Source organism: Pseudoclavibacter sp. RFBJ3 (genome assembly GCF_002931375.1).
Lineage (GTDB): Bacteria > Actinomycetota > Actinomycetes > Actinomycetales > Microbacteriaceae > Pseudoclavibacter.
Genome location: NZ_PSXZ01000001.1, coordinates 1 through 23,684 on the forward strand (window position 1 = coordinate 1; position 23,684 = coordinate 23,684).

Here is a 23,684-nt window from a genome sequence, read left to right on the forward strand (position 1 = left end):
TGCTCGGTGCTCACTCGCTTGAGGAGCTGAACCCGTCGCACGTCACGCAGCTGAAGCGCTACGTGCCGACGACGTTCATCGAAGCGGCCCCCGACCGCGTGTAGCCCGCGCGGGTCTGCCCCGCCAGGCTGCGCGTGCTCACGCCCGCGCCCGCGCCCGCGCCCGCGAGGGCTGAGGCTGGCGGGGCCTCGCGCGGCCGGCGGATGCGCCCGCCGGCCGCGCGCATCCACGCGGCAGAGTTGTGGCCTGCTGCCGTTCCCTCTCCGTGGAACAGCACTAGGCCACAACTGTCTGCGGCAGCGTCGGCCCACGCGGCAGTGTCAGCCCACCACTCCGCGCGACACTGTCGGCCCACGACTTCGCGCGACAGTGCCAGCCCACCACTCCGCGGCAGAGTTGTGGCCTGATGCCGTTCCCTCTCCGTGGAACAGCGTCAGCCCACAACTGTCCGCGACTCCACGAGCCCACTTCTCCGCGCGACACTGCCGGCCCACGACTTCGCGCGACAGCCCCGGCCCACTCCTCCGCGGCAGAGTTGTGGCCTGGTGCCGTTCCCCCTCCGTGGAATAGCGTCAGCCCACAACTGTCCGCGACTCCACGAGCCCACTTCTCCGCGCGACACTGCCGGCCCACGACTTTGCGCGGCAGTGCCAGCCCACCACTCCGCGGCAGAGTTGTGGCCTGATGTCGTTCCCTCTCCGTGGAACAGCGTCAGCCCACAACTGTCTGCGACAGCGTCGGCCCGCCACCGCGCGGCAGCACCAGCCCACCACTCACCGGCAGAGTTGTGGCCTGATGTCGTTCCCTCTCCGTGGAACAGCGTCAGCCCACAACTGTCCGCGGCAGCGTCGGCCCGCGCGGCAGCGTCGGCCCGCCACCGCGCGGCAGCGTCGGCCCACAACTGTCTGTGGCGCCGACCTTGCCTGTGGAGCCCCTCGCGCGGGCCCTTGGGTGCTCTGCCGGTGCCCCGAGCGGTGGCCGTGATGGGTTTCGGTGACCGTGATGGGAATTAACCCATCACCAGTCACGAAAACCCATCACGAGCCCGCGCGAAAACCCATCTCGGTCACGGAAACCCATCACGGTCACGGAAACCCATCTCGGTCGCCGAAACCCGGCCCAGACGCATCCCGCGGCTCGGGGAACGACTGGTCCGGAGCGCTACGCCTGCGCGTCGAGGAGCGCGCTCACGACGGTGACGACGCCCTGCTCCTGGTTGGAGGGGGCGAGGTACTTTGCGAGTTCCTTGACCTCGGGATGCGCGCCAACCATCGCGTAGGAGCGCTCGGCCTCGGCGAACATCTCGACGTCGTTGAAGAAGTCGCCGAAGACCGCTGTCTGCGCCGCAGTCACTCCGAGGCGCTCCTGCAGCTGTCGCACAGCGAGGCCCTTGTTGGCCTCAGGCGGCATGATGTCCATCCAGTGGTGGCCCGACACGACGACCCGGTGGGACTCGCGCAGCTCGTCCACCTCGGCGGCCGCCCCAGTCTCGACCTCGGCGAAGTCGTAGACGGCGATCTTCACGTACTCGTCATCGGTGTCGAGCATGTCGTCGACGACCGTGAGCGCCTCGTAGTAGTTGCGGGCCTCGGCGATGAACACGTCGTCGCCGCGTTCGATGTACGCCGACTTCTTGCCGCACAACACGACCCCGAGGTCGTGACCTCTCTCGATGAGGCCGCGCAGCAGCGCGATCGCCTGCCGGATGAACGACTCATCGAGCGTCAGCGAGCTGACCTCCTGGCCATCGCGGACCACGAACGTGCCGTTCTCGGCGATGAACGACATGCCGTCGGAGTCGCGTTCGAAGAGCTTCGCGAGGGTCGCGTACTGTCGGCCGCTCGCGGGGGTGAACTCGACGCCGGCCTCGCGCATCCGCTGCAGGAGAGCCCAGAACGCGTCGGGAACCGTGTGGTCGTCGAGCAGCAGCGTGCCGTCCATGTCGGCGACGACGAGGCGCACGTCGTTGCCCTCGAGCGAGGACTCGTAGTGGCGGTCGGCGGTCTCGAGAACGGTATCTGCCATGCGCTCCAGCCTACGAGAGCTTGCGCAGCGCTGATCCCTTGTGCGCGGCCCTCGCCCCAGACTTGTCCGACTCGATGATGTACGCCGGCTCGTCCTCTGAGGCGGTGAACTTCTGCTTGTCGAACTGGAAGTCCTTCGTCTTCTTCTCGACGACCTCGCCCTGCGTGCGGCCCTGCGGGGTGTTCCAGCTCACGCGGTCGCCCTTGCTCAGATCTGCGGTCACGGTCTCTCCTCCTGCTCGGCGGTCTCGGGGTGAGGCTCGGCCTTCGGCCTCCGGAAGGCGATGATCGTGAACACCACGCCGAGGGCGAACCAGACGATCCAGATGCTGCCGTCGTTCGCGAGATCGGCGAGGGCGACGACGTAGAAGGCGACCGCCACCCACAGGTACGTGTTCAGCATCAGCTTCCTCATGCGCAGAGCATGCCCGGCCGTCCTGGGCGGAGGGTGGAGGTGCGACGCGCATGCCGCACCTCCACCCGGTCAGTCCCGCTCGTCGAGCGGATGCGGGATGGTCGGGATCGGGGCGGTCAGCGGACGCCCCTCCTGCTGCAGCTTCCGCTTCCGCAGCTGCCACAGGACGGTGAGGATGATGAACCAGACCGGGGCCGCGAGGAACGGCAGCCGGGTGTCGTCGCCGTACAGCAGCGTGCCGGCGATGAAGACGAAGAAGGCGAGCACGAGCCAGGGGGCGACGCGCGCCATCGGCATCTTGAACTTCGACGCTCGGTGCTTCTCGGGGAAGCGGCGCAGGTACACGATGTAGCTGACCACGATGGAGCCCCAGGTGAAGAGGATGAGGGTCGCGCACATCGAGGAGACGAACGTGAAGGCGGCGATGACCTCGTCGCCCGCGAAGAGCAGCGGGATGGCGGAGAACAGGAAGACGCAGGTGAAGAAGACGGCCTTCGTCGGCACGCCCTGGCTGCTGGTCATCGCGAACGCCTTCGGGGCGTGGCCGTCCTTCGAGAGCCCGAACAGCATCCGCGTGCCCGAGTACAGGCCGGAGTTGGCGCTCGACGCGGCCGAGCTGAGCACCACCAGCTGGATCGCGAACGCGGCAAGGCCGAACCCGGCGATCGCGAGCGTCGACACGAACGGGCTCTTGCCGGGCTCGATCTTGTCCCACGGCGTGACGCTCATGATGACGATGAGGGCGCCCACGTAGAAGATGAGGATGCGAGCGACGATCGAGTTGATGGCCTTCGGCAGGGTCTTGCGCGGGTTCTCGGTCTCTGCGGCGGCCGTGCCGACGAGCTCGACGCCGATGAACGAGAAGATGCCCATCTGGAAGCCGAGCACGAACCCGCTCGCGCCCATGGGGAACATCCCGCCGTGCTCCCAGAGGTTCGCGAGTGTGGCGGTGTCACCGTCTGGGCTCTGGAACCGGGTGAGGATGAGCACGATGCCCACGGCGATGAGGCCGAGGATGGCGACGATCTTGATGATCGCGAACCAGAACTCGGTCTCCCCGAACCACTTCACGGGCTGGAGGTTCAGGACGGTGAGCACGACGACCGCGATGAGCGCGGGCAGCCAGTTGGGGATGTCGGCGTTGAACCACTGCACGTAGGCGGTGATGGCGACGATGTCGGCGACGCACGCGATCACCCACGAGAACCAGTAGTTCCAGGAGACGAAGAAGCCCGCCCACGGCCCGAGCATGTCCTTCGCGATGTCGCCGAAGGTCTTGTAGTGCAGGTTCGAGAGCAGCAGCTCGCCGAGGGCGCGCATGATGAAGAAGACGAAGAACCCGATCACCATGTAGACGAAGATGATCGACGGCCCGGCGACGCTGATGAGCTTGCCGGAGCCGAGGAACAGCCCCGTTCCGATGGCGCCGCCGATGGCGATGAGCTGCAGGTGGCGGTTCTTGAGGCCGCGCTGCATCTCGCCTTGAGGCGGATGCGCGGTGGTTGTCGTGGACATGACACTCCCTTGTGCTGATGTCGTGGTGCTGAGGCGGGGCGCCGCGTGCGCGCTGGTGGTTGTGGGCAGAACTGAGGGTCAGGCGACGACGCGGAACGTGGAGAGCTCTGGGTCGTTCGCGCCGCGCACGTAGCCGGACGGCGCTGCGCCCGTGTGCCGCAGGAAGTCGACGACCTCCTGGCTGAGCACCTCGCCTGGCAGCACGTTGGGCACACCCGGCGGGTAGGCGGCGAGCGAGTCGGCGGAGATGCGGCCAACCGCCTCCGTGTGCGGCACCGTCTCGACGGGGCTGAAGAACGCGTCCGAGAGGCCCATCGCGCGCTCGCAGCTCGCTGGGAGCGAGACGGGGCGAATCGGCTCGACCTCCGCCTCGGGCAGCGCCTGCAGTGCGCCCCACAGGCGCTCGACGTCCACCCGAGCCGTCGCGCCGACCAGCACCAGCAACGCGGAGGGGGTCGACAGCTCGCAGTAGACACGATGGTCGCGGAGCAGCTGGTAGTGCGCATCCGTGCCGGTGATGCCGGCGCCTCGAGTGTCGATGGCGATCTTGAAGGGGTCGTTCGCGATGGCATCGGGGCTGGCGAGGATGTCGGGAGTCGCGTCGCGGTACCTGCGGTCGTCGTGCACGAGTCGGCGGATGCGCTGCGCTGATGCCAGGGCCTCTTCGACCGCGTCTGGCCGCGTCACGAGATGCCTCCTCGCCTCGTCGAGCGAGGCGAGCAACAGGGCGCTGCAGCTCGTCGACTGGTAGGAGCGGACGACCCGGTCGACGAGCGACTCCAGGTGCCGGGCGTGGGGCCCGTGGCCGAGTTGCAGCATGGCCGACTGCGTGAGCGAGCCCGCGCCCTTGTGGGTGCTGGAGATGACGAGGTCTGCGCCGAGGCGTGCCGCGTTCGTGGGGAGCGCCGGGTGCATCCCGAAGTGCGAACCCCACGCCTCGTCGACGATGAGCGGCACCCCGTGCCCGTGGGCGACGGCCGCGATCGCCGCGACATCGGCCACCGCCCCGAAGTAGCTCGGCGAGACGATGTAGACGGCAGCGGACCGGGGATGCTCGGCGAGGGTCGCCGCGACCTGCTCCGCAGTCACCCCGTGCGCGGCACCCAGGCCGGAGTCGACGGCGCCGTGCACGAAGTGCGGGGTCAGGTTGGCGTGCGTGATGCCGTCGATGACGCTCGAGTGCACGCTGCGCTGCACGGCGAACTCGGTGCCGAGGCCACGCACGACGGTCGTCGCGACGTGGTTGCCGCCGGAGGCTCCGTTGGTCGTGAACCAGACGCGGCTCGCTCCCCACGCGTCGGCGGCGAGGTCCTGCGCCCGCATGAGCGGGGTGACTCGGCCCGGCGTCGTGAGGCGCCACGTTTCCTGGTCGACGCCGCTGAACAGCATCGGGAAGTCGAGGCTCAGCGCGTCGGCCCCGACGATGCTCGCGACGCCGGGCGCATTCACCGCCTTCGCGTGATGTGCCGGCACGTGCATCCGCTGCCAGTCGTGGGTGGCGAGGGAGCGGAGAGCGTCGGCGTACGGGGTCTCGAACTGTGCTCGCGGGATGCGGTGCCCGGCGGGGGTCGTGATGCCGTCGACCTGAGCTGCGCTGCTCGGGACGGGTGCGTGGAGGATGGACATGCGTTCAGGTTAGGAACGAACTGACGACGGCGATATAGCAGGATCCTGCCGTCAGTGACATACGGTCTAGGGGTGATGAACCTCCAGCAGTTCCGCGTGCTCCTCGCCGTCCAGGAGCACGGAAGCCTCACGGGGGCTGCGAAGGCGCTGCAGTACGGGGTGCCGACGGTGACGCACCATCTGCGCAGCCTCGAGTCGCACCTCGGCGCCCGCCTCGTCGACCGCGGGCGGCGGGGCACGTCGCTGACCCCGCTCGGAGTGTCGTTCGCCGCCGAGATCGAGCAGGCGATCGCGCGTGTCGACCGGGCCGAGCAGCTGGTCGCCGATCAGCGCGACGCGGGCGTTGTCACCCTGCGCGTGGGCACGTTCGCCTCGATGGGCTCACGCTTGCTTCCCTCGGCGATCGCCAGCCTGCAGAAGCGCACGTCGGTGCGGGTCGAGGTGGTCGAAGGGGAGCCGACGGAGATCGTGCGGATGCTCAGGAGCGGCGAGGTGCACGCGGGGCTCATCTTCGACGTGTCCGTCGAGCCCGCCTTCGCCGTCCCGGACCTCATGCTGCAGCGTCTCCTCACCGAGCCATACGGCGTGATGGTCGCGCGCGACAGCGAATGGGCGAGCCGCGACAGCATCGACTTCGCCGACCTGCGGGAGGTGCCGTGGGTCTTCAGCCGCAGCAACGACGAGGCCTCAGACCGCGTGCTGCGCCGCGTCGGCCAATCGCTCGGCTACCCGGTGCGTGAGCTCATGCGCACGGACGACCTCTACATGATCCACGGCCTCGTCGCCGAGGGGCTCGGCTTCGCCCTCTCGACGGGCGCCGCCATCGACCACGACTTCGACGTCGTGCTTCGGCCTGCCGTGCAGGATCTGGGGGAGCGGCACGTGTCGTATGTCACCCGTCGGGGCGCCGTGCCACCCGCCGCCGCCTGGCTCGGCGAGATCCTGCTCAGCCGCCCAGCGCCTGCAGCGGATCGCCCGTGAGCCGGAACGTGTCCCACTCGTCCATGGGGAACGCGCCGAGGCTCCTGTAGAAGCCGATGGACGGCTCGTTCCACTTGAGGACCGACCACTCGAGGCGCCGGTAGCCCTTCGCGACGCACTCCTGCGCGAGCGAGCGGAGGAGTGCCGTCCCGAGGCCGCTGCCGCGCGTAGCCTCGCGCACGTAGAGATCCTCGAGCCAGATGCCGTGCTCGCCCTCCCACGTCGAGTAGCTCAGGAACCAGAGCGCCATGCCGTCGAGGCGAGGGGCACCGGACGCGCTCGTGCTCGCTCCCGCCGCCTCGGCGACGGTCGCGAACACCGCAGGCCGCTCGCCGAAGAAGCTCCTGTGCAGCTGCGCCTCGGTCGTCTTCACCGCATCCGGTTCGCGCTCGTACACGGCGAGGCCGCGGATGAGGTCGAGGATCTGCGGGACATCGGAGGGAACGGCGGGGCGGATGATCGGCTCGGTCACGGCACGACGCTCACAGCCAGGCCGGGCGTCACGCCCACCGCACCCAGTTCGCGCCGGCGCCGGTCTCGACCTGCTGCAGCTCGGCGAGGTGGTCGCCGCGCACTTCGTAGAGCGACACCTGCGCCCCGCCTTCGCCCGCGGCGACGAGGAAGCGGCCGTCGGGGCTGAGCGCGAACCCGCGGGGATGCTGCTGGGTGACGGTGAACGACCGCGCATCCTCGAGGGAGCCGTCCTCGGCGACCTCGAGCGGCGCGAGGGTGCTCGTCGTGCGCTCCGAGGTCCACAGGAACCGCTCATCCGCGCCCCAGTGCACGTCGGCACCCCAGATCGAGCGGGGCTCCAGCGGATTCGCGCCGAGGGTTCCGCGCTGCAGGCCCTGCAGCGCGTCCGCGTAGCTCGCCGAATCGAGGAGCGAGAGCACACCGGTGCTCGAGTCGCGTGCGAAGCGCAGCACCTCGCCGCTGAACTCGGTGATCACGTAGGCCTGCGTCTGGGCACCGTTGAGCACGATGTGGCGCGGGCCGCTGCCGGTCGGCGCGGTCGCACCCACCGGGTGGAGCGCCTCGAGCTCGAGGTCATCGGTGATGGCGTACTGCCCGACGAGATCGTCGCCGAGCGACACGAAGTACGCGAACCGGCCGTCCTTGCTCGCCACGACCGAGTGCAGGTGCAGATGCTCCACGATCGTCGTCGGCTCGCCGACCGTGCCCTCGTCGATCGGCGCGATGAGGCCGTAGCTGGCGGAGTAGGCCGCGCCGAGCAGCGCGGATCCGTCCCGCGTGAGCGCGACGTAGTTCAGTCCGCCGCGGGGCGTCTCGCGACGCGAGATCGGGGTGAGCTCGCCCGCTTCGCGGTCGAGGCGCAGCGTGACGATCGCCGCGGGGCTGCCCTTCACCGCGGCGTAGACGAGGTCGCGGCTGGCGTCGACGACGAAGTTCGAGCATCCCTGCAGGTCCGTCGCGACCGAGGTCCGCTCGAGGGAGGCGCCGTCGAAGCGGAAGACCGAGATCGAGCCTTCGCCTGCGTTCGCGACGAGGATGAGTGGTGTGGTCATGCGAGCCCCTCTCGGGCGATGGTGAGGACGGAGAGCACGTCGGCGCTGTGGTCGAGGCGCCGGTCGCGTTCGTTGGTGTCGTGCTCGCGGATGATGCGCTCGAACTCGCGGAACTCCTCAACCATGCGGTGCGGGTACTTCGTGAGGTCGAGCTGCTCGGCCTCGCCGCCGCGGGTCGCGTAGCTCAGCGATGGCAGGACATTCGGGGATCCGTCGGCCACGATCCACCCGTCCTCGCCCTGGATCTTGCTGCGGATGGGGCCGTCCGAGTCCTTCGCGCACACGCAGACCGCCGTGGTCTCGCCGTAGTCGAGGATCAGGACGCCGGACGTGTCGACGCCGCGCTGCACGTTCGCGGTGTAGCTGACCCGCTTCGGCCGGCCGAGCAACCCCACGACGAAGTGGATGGCGTAGATGCCGAGGTCCATGAGCGCACCGCCGCCCTGCGCGGGGTCGAATGCCGGCAGCACCGTGCCCTCGCGGAAGGCGTCGTAGCGGGACGAGTACTGGGAGTAGTCCGACTGGACGACCTTGATCCTGCCGACGAGGTCGAGATGCTCCTTGATCCACCGGTAGTTCGCGAGGTACTGCGTCGTGATCGCCTCGATGAGGATCAGCTCACGCGCCGTCGCGAGTCTGCGCAGCTCCTGCAGCTCCCGTTCTTGGAGCACGAACGGCTTCTCGCAGATGACGTGCTTCCCCGCCTCGAGCGCCTTGCGCGACACCTCGAAGTGCAGCGAGTTCGGGACGGCGACCCAGACCGTGTCGACGCTCGGGTCGGCGAGGCACTCGTCGAGGTCGGTGAAGACGCGCTCGATGCCGAACCGCTCCTGCAGTTCCTCCAGGTGCTGGAGACGCGGCGGGCGACCGTAGATCGCCGCCAGCTCCAGCCCGGGTACGTTCGCGACGTGCGGCAGGAAGTCTGCGACGATCTGGCCGGCACCGATGACGGCGAGCCTCATCGGATCGACCTCGACTGCGTGACGGCGCCTGCCTGCTTGGGGGAGCTCGAGAAATGCACGCTGTCGATCGTAGTCGGAGCTCGACGGACCCGGCAGGTAGCCCTCGACCTGTGCGACGCTGCTAGGCGTCAGCGCGGTCAGCCTGCGCGATGCTCCGCGCCGTTCCTTCGCGGGCGATGGCCGCGATGTTCTCCGTGGCGGCCCAGGACGAGAGCAGACGCAGGCCTTCCTCGGAAGAGCTGCCTGGCACGGCGGTGTAGACCGTCATGGTGTGGCCGGGGTCGTCTTCGAGGTCCATCGCGTGGTACACCAGCTCGAGTGCGCCGACCGTCGAGTGTCGGAAATGCTTCGCGCCGGAGCAATGTCGGCGGACATCGTGGGCTGCCCATCGGATGCGGAACTCGTCGCTGCGCACAGACAGCTCTCCGACCAGGTCCGTGAGCTGCCTGTCGAACGGCGAACGGCCGGCCTCCCGCCGGAGGATCTCGACGTTGACGTTGGCTGCCCGCTCCCAGTCAGGGTAGAAGTCGCGCGCACGAGGGTCGAGGAAGATGAATCGGGAGTGGTTCGCGGGCCGCGCAGTGCCCCGGTACATCTCCGAATAGAGCGCGAAGCCGAGCTCGTTCGCGGCCACGATATCCATGCGGTTGTTCCCGATGATCGCGGCACCGCCCGTGATCGAGTCGAGCAGATGCTGCGCGGTCGGGCGCAGCCCGGACGCCCGCGTCTTGGGAGAGCGGACCTTCGCGCCCAGGTTGGCCGTCCGAGCGAGATCCCTCAGATGGTCGTGCTCCGCCTGGGTGAGCTGCAGCGCCCGAGCCACAGCATCGAGCACGTTCTCAGAGACACCCGTCAGGTTGCCCCGGTCCACGCGGGTGTAGTACTCCACGCTCACCCCCGCGAGCCGTGCCACCTTATCCCGTCGGAGGCCGGTCACACGCCGTCGGGTCGTGCCCGGATCGATCCCCGCCTGCTCTGGGGTCAGCCTGCCTCTGCGGGAGCTGATGAATGCTCGCACTTCGCCCCGGTTGTCCATGGATCCACGGTACGACCAGTGCCCGCCTTCTGGGGTGCCTCTGCTGGAACCCCTTTAGCGGGACTCTCCCTCCTACCTCACGTGAGGCGTTGACTGCTGGACGACACAGGGACGACGACCGCTCCCTCGGAGAGGACAACATGAGCAGCATCGCAATCGACTGCGCAGGGAAGGTGCGCGCTGCCGCCGCGGGCCTGCTCGCGGCAGGACTCCTGCTGGCGGGCTGCACGGGTGTGGATGCCTCCGGAGAGAGCGCGAGCGAGGCGGCACCGCACGCTACTGGCGCCACGAGCTCGACACCACCATCGGCGGCGAGCGAAACGGAGGGCGAAGACCTGATGCCCGACACGACGAACATCACGATCAGCATGGGGGACGTCACCGTCCGCGGCGTGCTGAACCAGTCCGCGACCTCCGCCGATCTCCTCACGCAGCTGCCCCTCGAGCTGTCGTTCGAGGACTTCGGCGGTCAGGAGAAGATCGCGACCCTCCCCAGGGCGCTCTCCCTCGAGGGCATGCCGTCCGGAAGCGCCGCCGAAGCGGGGACGATCGGCTACTACGCACCCAATGAGGGGCTCGTCCTCTACTACGACTCCGTCGGTCACTTCCCCGGGATCATCCCGATTGGCACGTTCGAAGACGTCGAGGCAGTGCGTGCTGCTGTGCCTGCGACTGGAACGGTGTCCGCCGAATGACCTCACCCTCATCGCGCACATCCGAAGCGCCGGCGTCCACTGGAGGCGCGAGGGCTCCGCAGTTGCGCCTCGCACCGCTCATCGTCCTCGCACTCATGGGATTCATCCTGGTCGCGATGGAGACCATGCCCGCCGGTCTTCTGCCGGAGATCGCCGACGGGCTGAAAGCCGCGGAGGGCACCGTGGGGCTCTTCGTCAGCGCCTACGCACTTGGCACGGTCATCGTCACGATTCCCGCCATCTCGCTAACGCGCCGCCTCCGTCGAAAGCCCCTGCTGCTCGTCAGCATCGCGGGGTTGGTTGCGGCCAACACCGTGACCGCGTTCTCGTCTGACATCGCGCTGTCACTCGTCACGAGGTTCATCGCCGGGGCATTCTCTGGAGTGATCTGGGGGATGCTCGCGCCCTACGCCGTGCGAATCAGTCCGCCCTCGCGGCTGGGGGCCGCGATCGCGATCGTCGCGATCGGCGCGCCCCTCGGGTTCGCGTTCGGGACGCCACTTGGGGCTTGGATCGGAGCCGTGTCCGACTGGAGGTGGTCGTTCGCCGGTCTCTCCGCGCTCGCAGCACTGGTCGCCATAGCGGTTGTCCTTGTCGTCCCGGACGCGCCAGGCCGTCCCGCGCTCGCGGGCCTGCCCATGGCGCGGGTGCTCCGCCTGCGAGGGGTCCCCGTCGTGCTCGCGGTGATCTTCGTCTGGATGCTCGCGCACAGCACGATCTACACGTACGTCGCGCCCTACCTCCGTGAGACGGGCACCGCGATAACCCCGGACCTGATGCTGCTCGCCTACGGGATCGCTTCTCTACTCGGCGTGGCGGTGACCGGCCTGCTCCTCGATAGGTATCCGAGCCTGCTGCTCCACCTCAGCGTGCTGGCCTTCATCGTCGCTGCGGTCGTGCTGCTGGCAGGGCAGGGCTCGCCCGTCGCGCTCCTGGCTGCTGCGGCGCTGTGGGGCGTGAGCTTCGGAGGGGCTTCGCCGCAGCTGCAGAACGCGCTCACGCGAGCCGGGGGCGAGAATTCGGACGTCGCGAACTCATTCCTTCCCGTCGCGTTCAATCTCGCGATCTTCGGCGCCGGCATTCTCGGCGCAGGGCTTCTCGAAGTCTTCGATGGCCTTGTCCTGCCCGTTGCCATGATGCTGCTCGGGGCGGTGGCGCTGCTGCTGACCTTCGTCGGCCGGCGGTCTGCGTTCCGGCGGAGGGAGACGGGACCAGGTGATGGGGAAGCATGAGCGTCCTTGCATTCCTGAGGGAGAGCGTGGGGCGGCTCCGGGGGAGAGGCATCGGCGAAGCGGTCTCCGCTCCGACGCTCGAGACTCGACGTCTCCTGCTGCGCGCCCACTCTCTGGCGAGCGCTGAGGAGTGGTTCCTCCTCCACGAGGAAGCGCGAGTTCGTGAGTTCCTGAACTGGCCACCGCGGAGTCGCGGCCAGGCGCTGCGCCACCTCCGTGTCCGTACGCAGTCCACGAGGCTCCGCAGGGCCGAGGACTTCATGGCGCTGGCCGTCGAACTCGAGGGGCGGCTCGTCGGCGATATCTCCTTGCACCTGCGGGCCGTTGCCAGCGAAGTGCGCAGCGTCGAGATCGGGTGGGTGCTGCATCCCGATGCTCAGGGCAATGGATACGCGCGGGAGGCAGCGGGGGCCGTCATCCAGTTCGCGTTCGAGGCTGTGCATGCCCGGATGGTCCTCGCGGTCGTGCATCCGCGCAACATCGGATCGCTCAGGCTTGCGGAGCGTCTGGGATTCCACGAGCTGAGCCGACGCGAGAGCGAACGGCTGCTCGTCTTGACCCGAGATGACGTCGCCTTGGCCGACCGCGGTGCCGAGCGGGATCCGAACATAGCGCTTCCTCGACCGGCGAGTGGGGGCAGGCTCTGCTGAGCTGCTCACATCGTCCGGGTGATCCTGTTTCTCCTCCGGGTGGATAGCACTCTCTGCTCCAAGACCCGGCGAGATCGCCAAGGAAACGCCCAGCTCGGCGCCGCTTCGCCCGCTGATTCGGGGGAGGGGAGTTCTCCCCGTCCCATCTCGGAGCGCGTATCCACCAGCCCGCCCCAATCCGCGGGACTACGCTCGCCGACACCCCGGACCAGCCGGGCCTGTCGAAGGAGTCAACATGCGTCGCATCGTCTCGACCGTCACCGCAGCCCTCTTCGCCGTCGGCATCGCCGTCTCAGCACCCGCGATAGCAAGCGCCGGCACCACGCAGTCGTACTGGACCGGCGGATCGCTCGCCGACTGCCAGGCCGTGCAGCGCACCTACATCAGCTCGTGGACCAAGATCACCGAGGCCTGCCACCGCAACGGCAACGGCTACTCGTTCACCTGGACCTCGCTCTAAGGCGTCTCCGGCGAGGTCGTGGATGCTCCGTTCGGCCTGATTGGTTCGTCCTGATAGCTCTGTCCTGACCGGTTTGGCCTGATTGGTTCGCCCTGGTCGGCTTCTCCTGACCGCGCCTTCTGCGCGCGTCGCCTGCGCACCGCCGGGCAACGCATCTGCGGCAAGAAGGTCACTTTCGCCCCACCCGGGCTCCCGGAGCGGGCACAAAGTGGCCTACTCGGCGGCGGCGGATACGCGGCGCGGCGTCGCGCGGTTCAAGCGGGCTCATGCCGCTCAGCCGGGCTCAAGCGGATCCGGCAAGCTCACGCGGCTCAAGCGGGTCACTTTCGCCCCACCCGGGCCCCGCAACGGGATGAAAGTGGCCTACTCGGCGCCGGCAGCGGCAGCGGTGTAAGGGGCGGCGCCGCGGCGTCGCGCAGGTAGAGCGGGCTCACGCGGTTCAGATGGGCCACTTTCGCCCCACCTGGGCTCCCGAGATGGGCTGAAAGTGGCCTTCTTGGCAGCGGCAGCGGCGGCGGCAGCGGCAGCGCGGCGCCCGCGGCGCTGCGCGGTTCAGCGGGCTCGCGCAGGCCAGGCGGGCTCATGCGGCTCAGGCGGGTCACTTTCGCCCCACTCGGGCTGCCGGGATGGGCTGAAAGTGGCCTACTTGGCGGCGGCGGCGGCGGCAGCGGCGTCGCGCGGGCCAGGCGGGCCACTTTCGCCCCACTTGGGCTGCCGGGATGGGCTGAAAGTGGCCTTCTTGGCGGCGGTAGCGCGGCCCCCGCGGCGCTGCGCGGTTCGGCGGGCTCGCGCAGGCCAGGCGGGCTCATCCGGTCCAGATGGGCCACTTTCGTCCCACTTGGGCTCCCGGGATGGGCTGAAGGTGGCCTACTTGGAGGCGGCGGCGGGGGTGGCAGCGCGGCGTCGCGCGGTTCAGGCGAGCTCGCGCGGCTCAAGCGGGTCACTTTCGCCCCACCTGGGCCCCCGCGACGGGCTGAAAGTGGCCTAAACGGCGGCGGGAGGGGGAGTGGGGGCGGATCACGCGACGCTCAGCGTGACCGCGCGCTTCTCCGGATCAGCCGAGTCGACGCGGACTCTCACGGCGGCGCCCAGCTCCAGGGCCGCGGCGCCGCCGACGACCCTCGCCCGCACTGCGGGGTCGCACAGCAGCACGGTCGCCTTCGCCTGACCCGCATCGGCGGCCCCGGTGGGCGACGAATCGACGACGATCCCGTCGAGCTCCTCGCCGACACGGGGCGCGAGCAGGACCGCCTCGAGCAGATCGACCGCCGCCCGCTCGTACGCGTTCGCACGGCGTGAGCCCTCGGCCATCTCGCCGGGCAGTGCCTCGAGCGCATCCACGACCCACGACGGCACGGGTTCTCCGGCGCAGAACGCCAGCGCGATCTCGGTGCCGTAGCGGTCGACGAGGCGCCGCAGCGGGGCGGTCACGTGCGCGTACTCGGCGGCGATGGCGCTGTGGGATGCGGCGCTCGGCACGTCCGGATGCTCGGGCGTGCCGAAGGCCGCGTACCCGGCTCCGCGGAACAGGCGGGTGGCTTCGGTCGCGAACGCCGCGTACTCGGGCCGGGCCACGTCGATGGTCCTGACGAACTGGGCGTACGAGACGTCCGGTGCCCAGTCGAAGCCGAGGGAGGCGGCGACGCGACGCAGGCGCTCGACGTCTTCGTCGCGGGCGGGATCCAAGGTGCGCCAGATGCCCACTCCCGCCCGCCGCTGCAGGGTCGCGGCTGCGATTCCCGTGAGCAGCGACAGCTGCGCGTTGAACTCCTCGCAGGCGAGCGGCTCACGCAGCACGAGCCGGTAGCGCTTGTCGTCGTCGCTGCGCTCGATCTCCTGGTCGGGCACCTCGAGCGTCGCGCCGCCGCGCGCGAACTGGGCGTCGATGCGCAGCCGGCCGATCTCCGCCAGCAGCCCGAGCAGCTCGTCGGCGGTTCCGGCGTCGAGCCGTGCCTGAACCGAGGGGTAGTCGAGTTGCGCCCGGGAACGCACCATGGATCGACGCACCTCGATGTCATCGAGCAGCGCGCCCGAGCTGTCGAGACGCATCCGCCACACGACGGCGGGCCGATCGACCCCGGGGAGCAGGCTCGCGACGCCCTCGCTGAGCACGGCCGGGTGCAGGCCGAATCGGCCGTCCGGCCCGTAGACGGTGAGGGCGCGGCGGTGCGTCTCCGCGTCCAGCGCCCCACCGGGCTCGACGAAGGATGCGACGTCCGCGATCGCGTAGAACACCTCGAAGCCGTCAGCGTCCTCGCCGGTGGCCTCGACGCGGCGAAGGAAGAATGCCTGGTCGAGGTCACGCGAGCCGACAGGGTCAAGGGTCACGAACGGCAGCTCGCGGAGATCGTGTCGCCCGGAGTCCGAGCCGAACTCGTGGGCTGCGGCGACCTCGGCCTCGGCTCGCGCGTCGGCTGGGTAGTCGGCCGGGATCTCGAGCTCGGTGCGGAGCCGCTCCAGATACGGGCCGAGCACCTCCGCGGCCGCACCGGCCTGCACAGCACGCGTGCTCATCGGCGGGGGACGGATGCAGGTTCGACGGTGAACTTCATGGCGTCACGCTACCCGCACCAGATCAGGGGGCGCCGATGCCGTCAGTGCCGTAGGTCATCGTCCACGCCGTCTGCACGTTGTCGGCGACGGCTTTCGCCGACTCGACCTCGATGGTGTGGCTGGTCTCCGTGAGCAGGTACTGTCCGCCGGTGTCGACCGTGATCCCGGAATTCGTGTCCGACTGCAGGTAGCCGCGGATGCCGACGGAGCCCTCCATGTAGCCCGAGTAGGTGACGCGCAGCTTGGTGCCCTCCTGCGCGTAGCTCCATTGCCCGGTCGTCTCCGGGTCGGTGGTGATCGGGCCGAACGCGGAGAGGGTGGCGATCACCGTATCCGTCTCGCGGGAGGGGGAGATGAGGATCGACACGGTGCCCGTGTAGTCGACGCCGGAGGTCTCGATGAAGGCGATGACCGCCTCCGTGCTCTGGCCGACTGCCAGCTCGGTGTCGAAGGGCGTGAAGTTGCCTTCGATCGTGGAGAGGGCCGTGGATGCGGCGGCGAGGGGAGTGGCCAGGGCGGCGGCGAAGACAGGGGTGGTCCAGGCCGCGGTCGAGAGCAGTGCTCGGCGGGACGGGCGGCCAGGCGCAGGCCGTTCTGCGGTCGTGTGGCTCGAGGGGAGGAAGGAAGGCATGATGCTCCGGTCTGCGGCGTGGGGGCGCCGCTCTGCGAACGATACGGCCTGCGGGCGTCGGGCAGAAGAGGTCGGTTGTCGGACTCTGCCGGATGCTGCCGAAGACGCTCTGAGCGGACGCGCACGCGCTCCATACGTTCTCCATAGATCGATAGGTGACGATAAGCGCATGGTTGACTTCAACAAGATCCTCGGCGCGGCCTCGAAGGCCCTCGGCAACTCCGGCAATTCCGGGGGCAACCGGGGCGGCAAGAGCGGCTCCGGGGACTGGAAGGACATGGTCCGCAAGGTCGCCGATCAGGTGACGGGGGATGGGCAGCAGCCACGCGGCCAGCAGGGCTACCCCGCCCGGGACGCCGCGCAGCAGCGTGACCAGCACCAGCAGCGCGACCAGTACCAGCAGCCTGACCAGTACACCGCCCGCGACTCCGGCCCACGGTCCGGGCAGCAGCCGCCGAGCGCTCCGAGCTATGGCTCGCGCCCGGCCTCTAATCCGAGCTCAGGGACTGCCGCGGACAAGGCGGCCATCGCGAAGTACGACTACCTCCTCAAGACCGCGGCGCCTGACCAGCTCGAGCAGGCGCACCGTGAGGCGTTCCAGCGACTCACGCCGGAGCAGCGCGACCAGGTGCGTGAGCGCCTGAGCGCGGAGTCCGGTCCGTACGACCGCCCGCAGTCGAGCTCCCCTGACGACCTGGCGCGGGCGGCGACGCGCGGCGAGGTGCAGCGACCCGGGTTCATGGCGAAGGTGCTCGGGGCGGGCAAGCGCATCGCGGGCTCCCGCGGTGGCTCCAACTTCACGCCCGGCTCGAGTCGTGGCGGGTCCGCTCGCTTCGGCCGTGGCGCGGGCGTCGCCGGTGCAGCTGCGGCGGGTGTCGGGGCTGGTGCGCTCGGCGGCATCGCGCTCGGCGTCGTCGGCGGTGCCGTCGCCAGCTCCGTCGCGCTTCCGCTGATCGGCGACGCGATGGCATCCGGAATCGACTTCGACGGCATCGCCGCGTCCGGGATCGAGGGCTTCGAGGGGCTCACGGCCGACCTCGGCGAGTTCGGCGGGATCGGTGAGGCCGTCTCGGGGCTCGGCGACCAGGTCAGCGGATTCGGCGACCAGTTCGCGGGCGCGGGCGACCAGTTCCTCGGCGGCGTCGAGGAGCAGGCAGGCAACTTCGGCTTCGACATCCCCGGCCTCGGAGACCTGTTCGGCAAGTGATGCACGCCTTGGCGCACCCGGGAGAAGGGCCGGCGCTGGGAGCCTGATCCGTCAGAGCTGCTCGCCGATGACGCGAGCTGCCTGGATGACGCGGGACCTGAACCTCGCGAGCCCGTCCTCGCTGATCGTCTCTTCCGTCGTCACGAGATTCACGACGCCGATGACGGTGCCGCGCGAGTCCGTGATGGCGGCGGTGAGGCTCACCGTTCCCGGGTAGCGCTCTGAATGGCTCTCGTAGGTGCCCGTCGCCGCGGCTTCGGCGAGCTCAGATCGAAGCGAGTCGGCGGTCTGCTGCCGTCCGCTGGCGAGTGCGAGCCCCGAGTAGTCCTTCAGGAACTCGTCGAGTTCTTCCGGTGCGACGGCCGCGAGCAGCACCTTGCCGCCACCGACGTCGAGGTCGAGGCGCTGCCCGATCGGGAACCGGTAGCGGAGCGACTCGGGTGGCTCGACGCGCGCGACGAGGATGCGCGACCAGCCCGAGCGCACGTAGACGGACGACGTGAATCCGGTCGTTTCGGTGAGGTTCTGCAGCACCGGATGCGAGACGGAGGCGAGCCGATCCTGGAGCATGAACGCGTGCGCGTGCGCGAGGACGACGGGACCGAGCGTGTAGCCGGCCTCGGTCGAGTTGAGGTACCCGCGCCGCGCGAGGGTCGTGGTGATGCGCTGCGTGGTCGTGATGTGCAGGCCGGTGGCCTTGGAGATCTGCGTCAGCTTCAGCGGCGTCCGTGATGCCTCGACGCACTCGATGACGTCGAGCGCTCGTTCGAGCGTCCGGCCTTGATTGACGCGCTCAACGCTCACTGCGTTTTCCCCTCCGTGCCAGGTGATTCCTCAACGTACCACCGGGTGCAACGAGACCCCGCTTGGTCCCGTCCCTGGCCGCGAACGTGGACGCCTGCTATCGTTACGCGAAATCAACTTGCGCAGAGTGATAAAAAACTCTGCCTGATGACAACGGAGTCGTTCATGAGAATCGCTGTCCTCGGCCTCGGTGAAGCCGGAAGCATGTACGCGAAGGCGTTCGTCGAAGCCTCCTGGGAGGTCGTCGGCTTCGACCCCAGGAGCGTCGAGATCCCCGGGATGACCAGCGCCACCTCGATCGCCGAGGCGGTCGCCGGCGCCGACGCGGTGCTCGGCCTCACCACGGCGGCCCACGCCGCAGGGGCAGCGCGAGACGCGGCACCGCACCTCGAGCCGACTGCGGTGTTCCTCGACCTCAACGCCGGATCCCCGCAGCTGAAGCGGGCCGTCGCCGACGAGATCGGCGAACGCGCCAAGGTCGTCGACGGGGCCGTGATCGGCTCGGTGAAGAAGTTCGGCGCGCAGGTGCGCGTCATCCTCTCCGGCCCCGACGCGGAGTCGGCCGCCGACGTACTGCGCTCCATCGGTGCCACGGCGGACGTCGTCAGCGACACCATCGGGGACGCATCCGGCCGCAAGCTCCTGCGCAGCGTGTACATGAAGGGACTCGGCGCGCTCATCAGCGAGGCCATGTCCGCCGGCCGTGCTGCTGGCGAGGAAGCGTGGATGCGCGCCCAGATCGTCGAGACCCTGGTCGACGGAGAGGCCGCCGTCACGCGTCTCGACGAGGGCACGCGCATCCACGCAGACCGGCGAAGCCACGAGCTCGGCGACAGCCTGGAGCTGCTGAGCGCGCTTCCGGGGAACTGGCCCGTCACCGAAGGCGCCAGGCGCCGACACGTCGACCTCGCCTTCGAGGCGAAGCCCGACTTCGCGGCGGAACTCGAGTCGGTGCCGACGGCGGCGCTCGGCGATGGCGGGGACCGGCTCGGATTCGCGCACTCGAGCATCAAGCCCATCTGGCCCTCCGGCCCGATCGCCGGACGCGCACGCACCGTGCTCGTCAATCCAGGCGACAACCGGGCCCTGCACGAGGCGCTCAAGGTGGTCCGGCCCGGCGAGGTGCTCGTCATCGCGGGCGGCGGGTACGCCGAGCGTGCGCTGCTCGGCGAGCTCATCGCGGAGCGCGCGGTCAACGCGGGGGTGCGCGGCATCATCGTCGACGGCGCGGTGCGCGACGTCTCCGCCATCGCCGAGATCGGACTACCCGTCTGGGCCGTCGCAGTCTCCCCGGCGGGCCCCTACAAGTCCGGCCCCGGGCGGGTCGGCGAGACCATCTCGCTCGGAGGCGCCATCTGCTCGACCGGCGACTACGTGGTCGCCGACGAGGATGGCGTGCTCGTCCTCCCGATCGACCGCGCGGCTGCCGCGCTCAGGGCAGGCCGGGCGGTGCTCGCCGATGAGGCGGGCCGCCGTGTCGACATCCTGCGCCAGCGCGCCGAAGCGAATCCCAGCGCCTGATCCGGCGCACCAGACCATAGACAGCAAAGGAGCTGCCATGAGCATCACCGACCAGGGGCACCCGCCCCGCCGACGTAGGGGAGGGTCATGCCTGTCGCACTGATCGCCCTCGTCGCCTTCATCGCGACGATCGTCACCTGGAACGTCGTCGTCAAGCGGAACATGGCGGAAGCCATGATCCTCGGCTTCCTCGTCACGCTCGCCTTCGCCGGGTTCAACGCCCCCGAGTACGCCGTGACCGCCGTCGTCGAAGCATCTGAGAACCAGGTCCTCTACGCCGCCGTCGCGTTCGTCTTCATGACGCATTTCGTCGAGCGCACCGGCGTCATCGATCGCCTCATCGCCATCCTCTCCTCGCTCTTCGGCAAGCTGCCGGGCGGCCCCGCGATCGTCGACACACTCGCGTCCGGTGCCATGGGAGCCGTCGCGGGTGGCTCCAACACGGGGAACGCGGCCTCCTCCGGATCGATCACCGGTCCGTGGATGGTGCGCACCGGATGGAAGCGCTCGCGCGCCGCGACCGTCATCGCCGGCAACGCGGGCCTCGGCACCGCGCTTCCTCCGAGCGCGTCCATGGTCATCATGATCGGCTTCGCCGGCACGCTCGTGACGACCAGCGAGGTCTACCTGGCGCTGCTCGTCGCCGGCATCTACCAGTTCGTGTTCCGGATGGGCCTCATCGGCTGGTTCGTGAAGCGCGACAAGATCACGGCAGCCTCGGGACCCGAACTCCTCCCGTGGCGGACCGCGATGAAGCGCGGCGGATCGTCGACCCTCATCTTCCTTGGCGCGATCATCCCGATCGCCATCTCCGTCGGGCCCCTCGCCGATGTGCTCAAAGCGTCGCCGGTGCTCTCCGAAGCCATGGGATCGATCTCGCTCATCGTGTGGATCCCCGTCCTCATCATGTTCTTCGCCGCGCTCGTCGCCTGGAAGGACCTGCCGCGCTCGCCGCGCGGATGGTGGGAGCTCATCACGAGCGGGGCGCCGAAGTTCTCCACGATCGTCGCGCTCCTCTTCTTCGCCGTCGTCGCGAGCGAGGTGCTCGCCGAGCTCGGCCTCGCGGAGGACGTCGACAACCTGCTGAGCGGAGTCGACATCCCGCTGTGGCTGCTCGTGACGTTCATCGGGCTGCTGATCGTGCTGGTCGCGGGCCCGCTGTCGTCGACGGCAACCCTCACCGCCGTCGGTCAGGTGTCGCTGTTCACGCTCATCGCCGCGGGCATCGACCCGCTGCTCGCCGTCATCGCGATCCTCGTGTTCGCCTCGACGGAGGGCGCCTCCCCGCCCGCCTCCGGCGCCATCTTCGTCGCGAGTGGCCTCACGGGAGCCAAACCGGAGTCCACGTTCGTGCCGCTCATCATCTACTACGTCGTGCCGTTCTTCGCGCTCGGCGTCCTGATCGCGCTCGGGATCGTCCCGGTCCCCGGCGGATAGGAGTCTGAAATCATGCGCACCTCACTGCACCGCATCCTGCATCCGCTCTTCGGCATCGCGATGATCGTCTTCCTGCTGCTGGCGTTCGTGCTCGTCTTCGCCCAGGTCATCGGGCTCATCTTCGCGCAGCCCTGGCTCATCGAGGGAGCCTCGGAGACGCTCCTCCATCCGGCCATCATCTCGGCCATCGTCGTCGGCCTCATCGGCTACGCCCTCTTCAACTGCCTCCCGAAGGTGGAGAAGAAGGCCGAGCTGGAGGACGAGGACGAAGACTGACCGGGTCGATCTCGACGCCCGCACCCCGGATCGCCGCGAGCGATCTCGGCGTGCGGGCGTCTCCCGTTAGGCTCGCGTGATGGCGAACCGCAGCTATCTCTACGTTGTCGACGAGGTTCCGGGGCAGGGGGCTCCGCTCACTCGTGTCTCCGGGCTGTCGGAGTGGAACTGGGATGTGCCGCTCGTGCACGAGCTGCTCGTCTCGGGGTCTGGTCGGCTGGTGCCGTCGACGATCTGGGATGCGCCGGCCGCAGCGATCCTCGGCGACTACGACCAGGGCGTCGCCAACCTCGAGCGCCTCTTCGCTCGGCTCCCGCAGGACCAGGAGACGCAGCGGCAGATCGCCGAGGCGCGCAGCGTGCTGCGCGACCCCGCGAACCGTGGACGCTACCTGCTGCTCGAGGTCGCGGAGATTCACGTGCTCAGCGCCACGGATGACGAGAACCCGCACCCCGAGATGCTCCGGGAGGCGCAGGGGATGGTCTGCGACACCGAGCAGCACGTGGACGCGCTCATCCGCACAGCACTCGAGCTGCCGCCGGAGCGGCTGCAGGAGCTGACGGGCTCCGGGGCGTGGGCGAGCAACCTCTACTTCGAGCCGTCCGGAGAGCCGCAGCCATCGGCCCAGGCGGCGCCGGTCCAGGCGGCGCCGAATATCCCTGCGACGAGCCTGCCCTCCCAGAGCGCCCCGCCGACGAGCCCGAACGCGCCGCAGTTCGCCCCGCCCACCGGGGCGGCGGCTTCGCCGGTCTTCCTGACGCGGCCGCTGGCGAACGGCGCGACGCAGTGGAGCCTCGGGCTGATCGCGGTCATCCCGTTCCCGTTCGTGACCGCCATCACGGCAGGCATCGTGATGATCGCGGCTGGCAGGTCGCGCGCGCCCGCCACCGAGGAAGGCGAGCGAAACCGCACCAACGCCGCCAACTGGGGGCTCACCTACCTGCTCTCCTCGATCATCCTCATCGCCCTGCACATCGCGTTCCTCTTCGTCCTCGACGACACCTACTCGGGGTCGTTCTTCCCCATCGGCATACCCATCACGCTCTGGTTCGCCGTCTCCGTGACGCACATCGTGTTCTCGATCGTGGGCAGCGTGAAGGCCTCGCGCGGCGTGGTGTTCGCCCCCATCGCGCTGCCGTTCTTCAGTCCGCGCCTGCGGGGCTGACCATCTTCAGTGCAGACTCGTCGCCTCTGGACGTCACTGGCGATTCAGGGGCCGATTCTGCACTCATGTTGGACAGGGGCCGCCGCGCCCGCCGCGTCTGATCTGCACCCTGCCAGTACAGGGGTGGATGGGCCACAATGGCGGGGTGCCAACGCCCCAGCGGACAAACCCCGAAGCCGGGGTTCCGTCGCGCCTGCGCAACGCGGTGTTCCGAGCCGTCGCCGACCAGGGCAAGGCCGCGCTCGTCGAGCGTCGCCTGAGCGTCGCCATCAACCGCGGCGTTCTGCAAGCAGGGGAGCGCCTGCCCCCAGAGAGCGAGCTCGCCAAGTCGCTCGGGGTCTCGCCGGTCACCGTCCGCGAAGCGCTGGTCCTCCTGCGGCAACGCGGCCTCGTCACGACGAAACGAGGACGCGGAGGCGGCAGCTTCGTCACCGCGGGCGCCGACCCCGCCTCACACGCCGCCGCCGAGCTCGCATCCATCTCCCGCACGGCGCTTCGCGACCTCGCCGCCCATTACTTCGCCGTCACCGCTGGCTGCCTCGAACTCGCAGCCTCCAGGGCTGCGCCGAGCGAGGTCGACGCGATCCGCGCCCGGCTCACGGCGTTCGGCGACGCCGCGATCTCCGGGCGGCAGGCTCAGCCGACGCCCGCGCTGTGGCGACACGTCGCCGACGACATCGTCGTCGAACTGTGCGCGCTCGGGCAGTCGGTGCGGCTCACCAAGGAGCAGATGCGCGTGCAATCCGAGCTCTCCCCGCTGCTCGGGCTGCTCGCTGTGGACGACGCCGAGCGGGAGGCGCAACGAGGCGAGATACTTGGACTCGTCGATGATGTCGCTCGGGGGGACACCGCTGGCGCGCGCGAGACTCTGCGCGCGACCGTGAGCGACGTCGTCGAACGGCTCGAGGCAAAGCGCAGGTCGCTGCTCGAGCGGTAGGCGCGCCGGCGCCGTGATGGTGCCGGGTGCC

General features: G+C 69.4%; 23 protein-coding genes. 11 read left to right on the plus strand and 12 right to left on the minus strand.

Annotated features, from left to right (window positions below):
* Positions 1–1,161 precede the first annotated feature (1,161 nt).
* From C5E07_RS00005 to C5E07_RS00025, 5 genes are all read right to left on the minus strand, one after another.
* Entirely contained in the window at positions 1,162–2,025 is an 864-nt protein-coding gene (locus tag C5E07_RS00005) for a Cof-type HAD-IIB family hydrolase (RefSeq protein ID WP_104297943.1), read from the minus strand.
* A 10-nt stretch (positions 2,026–2,035) separates the two neighbouring features.
* On the minus strand, positions 2,036–2,248 hold the full coding sequence (locus tag C5E07_RS00010) for a DUF2945 domain-containing protein (protein ID WP_104297944.1): 213 nt from the start codon (positions 2,246–2,248) through the stop codon (positions 2,036–2,038).
* Positions 2,245–2,439, minus strand: coding sequence for a hypothetical protein (locus C5E07_RS00015; RefSeq protein WP_146080456.1), 195 nt, complete (start codon positions 2,437–2,439; stop codon positions 2,245–2,247). The genes C5E07_RS00010 and C5E07_RS00015 overlap by 4 nt, the downstream gene beginning before the upstream one ends.
* 69 nt (positions 2,440–2,508) lie before the next feature.
* The gene (locus C5E07_RS00020; protein ID WP_104297946.1) at positions 2,509–3,954 is read right to left on the minus strand and encodes an amino acid permease; all 1,446 of its coding nucleotides are present in this window, start codon (positions 3,952–3,954) and stop codon (positions 2,509–2,511) included.
* 78 nt (positions 3,955–4,032) lie between these two features.
* Positions 4,033–5,580, minus strand: coding sequence for an aminotransferase class I/II-fold pyridoxal phosphate-dependent enzyme (locus tag C5E07_RS00025; protein ID WP_104297947.1), 1,548 nt, complete (start codon positions 5,578–5,580; stop codon positions 4,033–4,035).
* 75 nt (positions 5,581–5,655) lie between these two features.
* Here C5E07_RS00025 and C5E07_RS00030 point away from each other — a divergent pair, with 75 nt between their 5' ends.
* Positions 5,656–6,561 carry a LysR family transcriptional regulator gene (locus tag C5E07_RS00030; protein WP_104297948.1) on the plus strand — a complete coding sequence of 302 codons (906 nt, stop codon included), beginning with the start codon at positions 5,656–5,658 and terminating at the stop codon, positions 6,559–6,561.
* Here C5E07_RS00030 and C5E07_RS00035 read toward each other — a convergent pair.
* The 4 genes from C5E07_RS00035 to C5E07_RS00050 form a co-directional block, all read right to left on the minus strand.
* The gene (locus C5E07_RS00035; RefSeq protein ID WP_104297949.1) at positions 6,527–7,033 is read right to left on the minus strand and encodes a GNAT family N-acetyltransferase; all 507 of its coding nucleotides are present in this window, start codon (positions 7,031–7,033) and stop codon (positions 6,527–6,529) included. The genes C5E07_RS00030 and C5E07_RS00035 overlap by 35 nt on opposite strands.
* 28 nt (positions 7,034–7,061) lie before the next feature.
* Positions 7,062–8,087 (minus strand): beta-propeller fold lactonase family protein, encoded by a 1,026-nt coding sequence (locus C5E07_RS00040; protein WP_104297950.1) that lies wholly within the window; start codon positions 8,085–8,087, stop codon positions 7,062–7,064.
* A complete protein-coding gene (locus C5E07_RS00045) occupies positions 8,084–9,049 on the minus strand; it encodes a Gfo/Idh/MocA family protein (protein WP_104297951.1) in 966 nt (321 codons plus the stop codon). Before C5E07_RS00045 ends, C5E07_RS00040 begins: the two co-directional genes overlap by 4 nt.
* Positions 9,050–9,170: 121 nt before the next feature.
* Entirely contained in the window at positions 9,171–10,085 is a 915-nt protein-coding gene (locus C5E07_RS00050) for a helix-turn-helix transcriptional regulator (RefSeq protein WP_104297952.1), read from the minus strand.
* A gap of 140 nt (positions 10,086–10,225) precedes the next feature.
* Here C5E07_RS00050 and C5E07_RS00055 point away from each other — a divergent pair, with 140 nt between their 5' ends.
* The 4 genes from C5E07_RS00055 (at position 10,226) to C5E07_RS00070 (ending at position 13,122) form a co-directional block, all read left to right on the plus strand.
* Positions 10,226–10,780 carry a cyclophilin-like fold protein gene (locus tag C5E07_RS00055; RefSeq protein ID WP_104297953.1) on the plus strand — a complete coding sequence of 185 codons (555 nt, stop codon included), beginning with the start codon at positions 10,226–10,228 and terminating at the stop codon, positions 10,778–10,780.
* Positions 10,777–12,012 (plus strand): MFS transporter, encoded by a 1,236-nt coding sequence (locus C5E07_RS00060; RefSeq protein WP_181057659.1) that lies wholly within the window; start codon positions 10,777–10,779, stop codon positions 12,010–12,012. The genes C5E07_RS00055 and C5E07_RS00060 overlap by 4 nt, the downstream gene beginning before the upstream one ends.
* Entirely contained in the window at positions 12,009–12,662 is a 654-nt protein-coding gene (locus tag C5E07_RS00065) for a GNAT family N-acetyltransferase (RefSeq protein ID WP_104297954.1), read from the plus strand. Before C5E07_RS00060 ends, C5E07_RS00065 begins: the two co-directional genes overlap by 4 nt.
* Before the next feature lie 235 nt (positions 12,663–12,897).
* Positions 12,898–13,122 (plus strand): hypothetical protein, encoded by a 225-nt coding sequence (locus C5E07_RS00070; RefSeq protein WP_104244826.1) that lies wholly within the window; start codon positions 12,898–12,900, stop codon positions 13,120–13,122.
* Positions 13,123–14,139: 1,017 nt separating this feature from the next.
* Here C5E07_RS00070 and C5E07_RS00075 read toward each other — a convergent pair.
* Together C5E07_RS00075 and C5E07_RS00080 are read right to left on the minus strand one after the other, a co-directional pair.
* A complete protein-coding gene (locus tag C5E07_RS00075; RefSeq protein ID WP_104297955.1) occupies positions 14,140–15,636 on the minus strand; it encodes an RNB domain-containing ribonuclease in 1,497 nt (498 codons plus the stop codon).
* Positions 15,637–15,697: 61 nt separating this feature from the next.
* Entirely contained in the window at positions 15,698–16,306 is a 609-nt protein-coding gene (locus C5E07_RS00080; RefSeq protein WP_104297956.1) for a hypothetical protein, read from the minus strand.
* Positions 16,307–16,475: 169 nt separating this feature from the next.
* Between C5E07_RS00080 and C5E07_RS00085 the strand changes: the two genes are divergently transcribed.
* Positions 16,476–17,513, plus strand: coding sequence for a hypothetical protein (locus tag C5E07_RS00085; RefSeq protein WP_104297957.1), 1,038 nt, complete (start codon positions 16,476–16,478; stop codon positions 17,511–17,513).
* A 51-nt stretch (positions 17,514–17,564) separates the two neighbouring features.
* Here the strand turns inward: C5E07_RS00085 and C5E07_RS00090 are convergent, their stop codons facing one another.
* The gene (locus C5E07_RS00090) at positions 17,565–18,317 is read right to left on the minus strand and encodes an IclR family transcriptional regulator (RefSeq protein WP_219820040.1); all 753 of its coding nucleotides are present in this window, start codon (positions 18,315–18,317) and stop codon (positions 17,565–17,567) included.
* 165 nt (positions 18,318–18,482) lie between these two features.
* Here C5E07_RS00090 and C5E07_RS00095 point away from each other — a divergent pair, with 165 nt between their 5' ends.
* The 5 genes from C5E07_RS00095 (at position 18,483) to C5E07_RS00115 (ending at position 23,653) form a co-directional block, all read left to right on the plus strand.
* Complete coding sequence (locus C5E07_RS00095; protein ID WP_104298244.1) at positions 18,483–19,838, plus strand: NAD(P)-binding domain-containing protein; 1,356 nt, start codon at positions 18,483–18,485, stop codon at positions 19,836–19,838.
* Between the two features lie 87 nt (positions 19,839–19,925).
* Positions 19,926–21,275 carry a TRAP transporter large permease subunit gene (locus C5E07_RS00100; protein WP_104297959.1) on the plus strand — a complete coding sequence of 450 codons (1,350 nt, stop codon included), beginning with the start codon at positions 19,926–19,928 and terminating at the stop codon, positions 21,273–21,275.
* Positions 21,276–21,287: 12 nt separating this feature from the next.
* Positions 21,288–21,551: a hypothetical protein gene (locus tag C5E07_RS00105; RefSeq protein WP_104244816.1), complete on the plus strand. Its 264-nt coding sequence runs from the start codon at positions 21,288–21,290 to the stop codon at positions 21,549–21,551.
* Between the two features lie 79 nt (positions 21,552–21,630).
* A complete protein-coding gene (locus C5E07_RS00110; protein ID WP_104308679.1) occupies positions 21,631–22,716 on the plus strand; it encodes a DUF4870 domain-containing protein in 1,086 nt (361 codons plus the stop codon).
* A 145-nt stretch (positions 22,717–22,861) separates the two neighbouring features.
* Positions 22,862–23,653, plus strand: coding sequence for a FadR/GntR family transcriptional regulator (locus tag C5E07_RS00115; protein WP_181057661.1), 792 nt, complete (start codon positions 22,862–22,864; stop codon positions 23,651–23,653).
* The last annotated feature ends 31 nt before the right edge of the window (positions 23,654–23,684 follow it).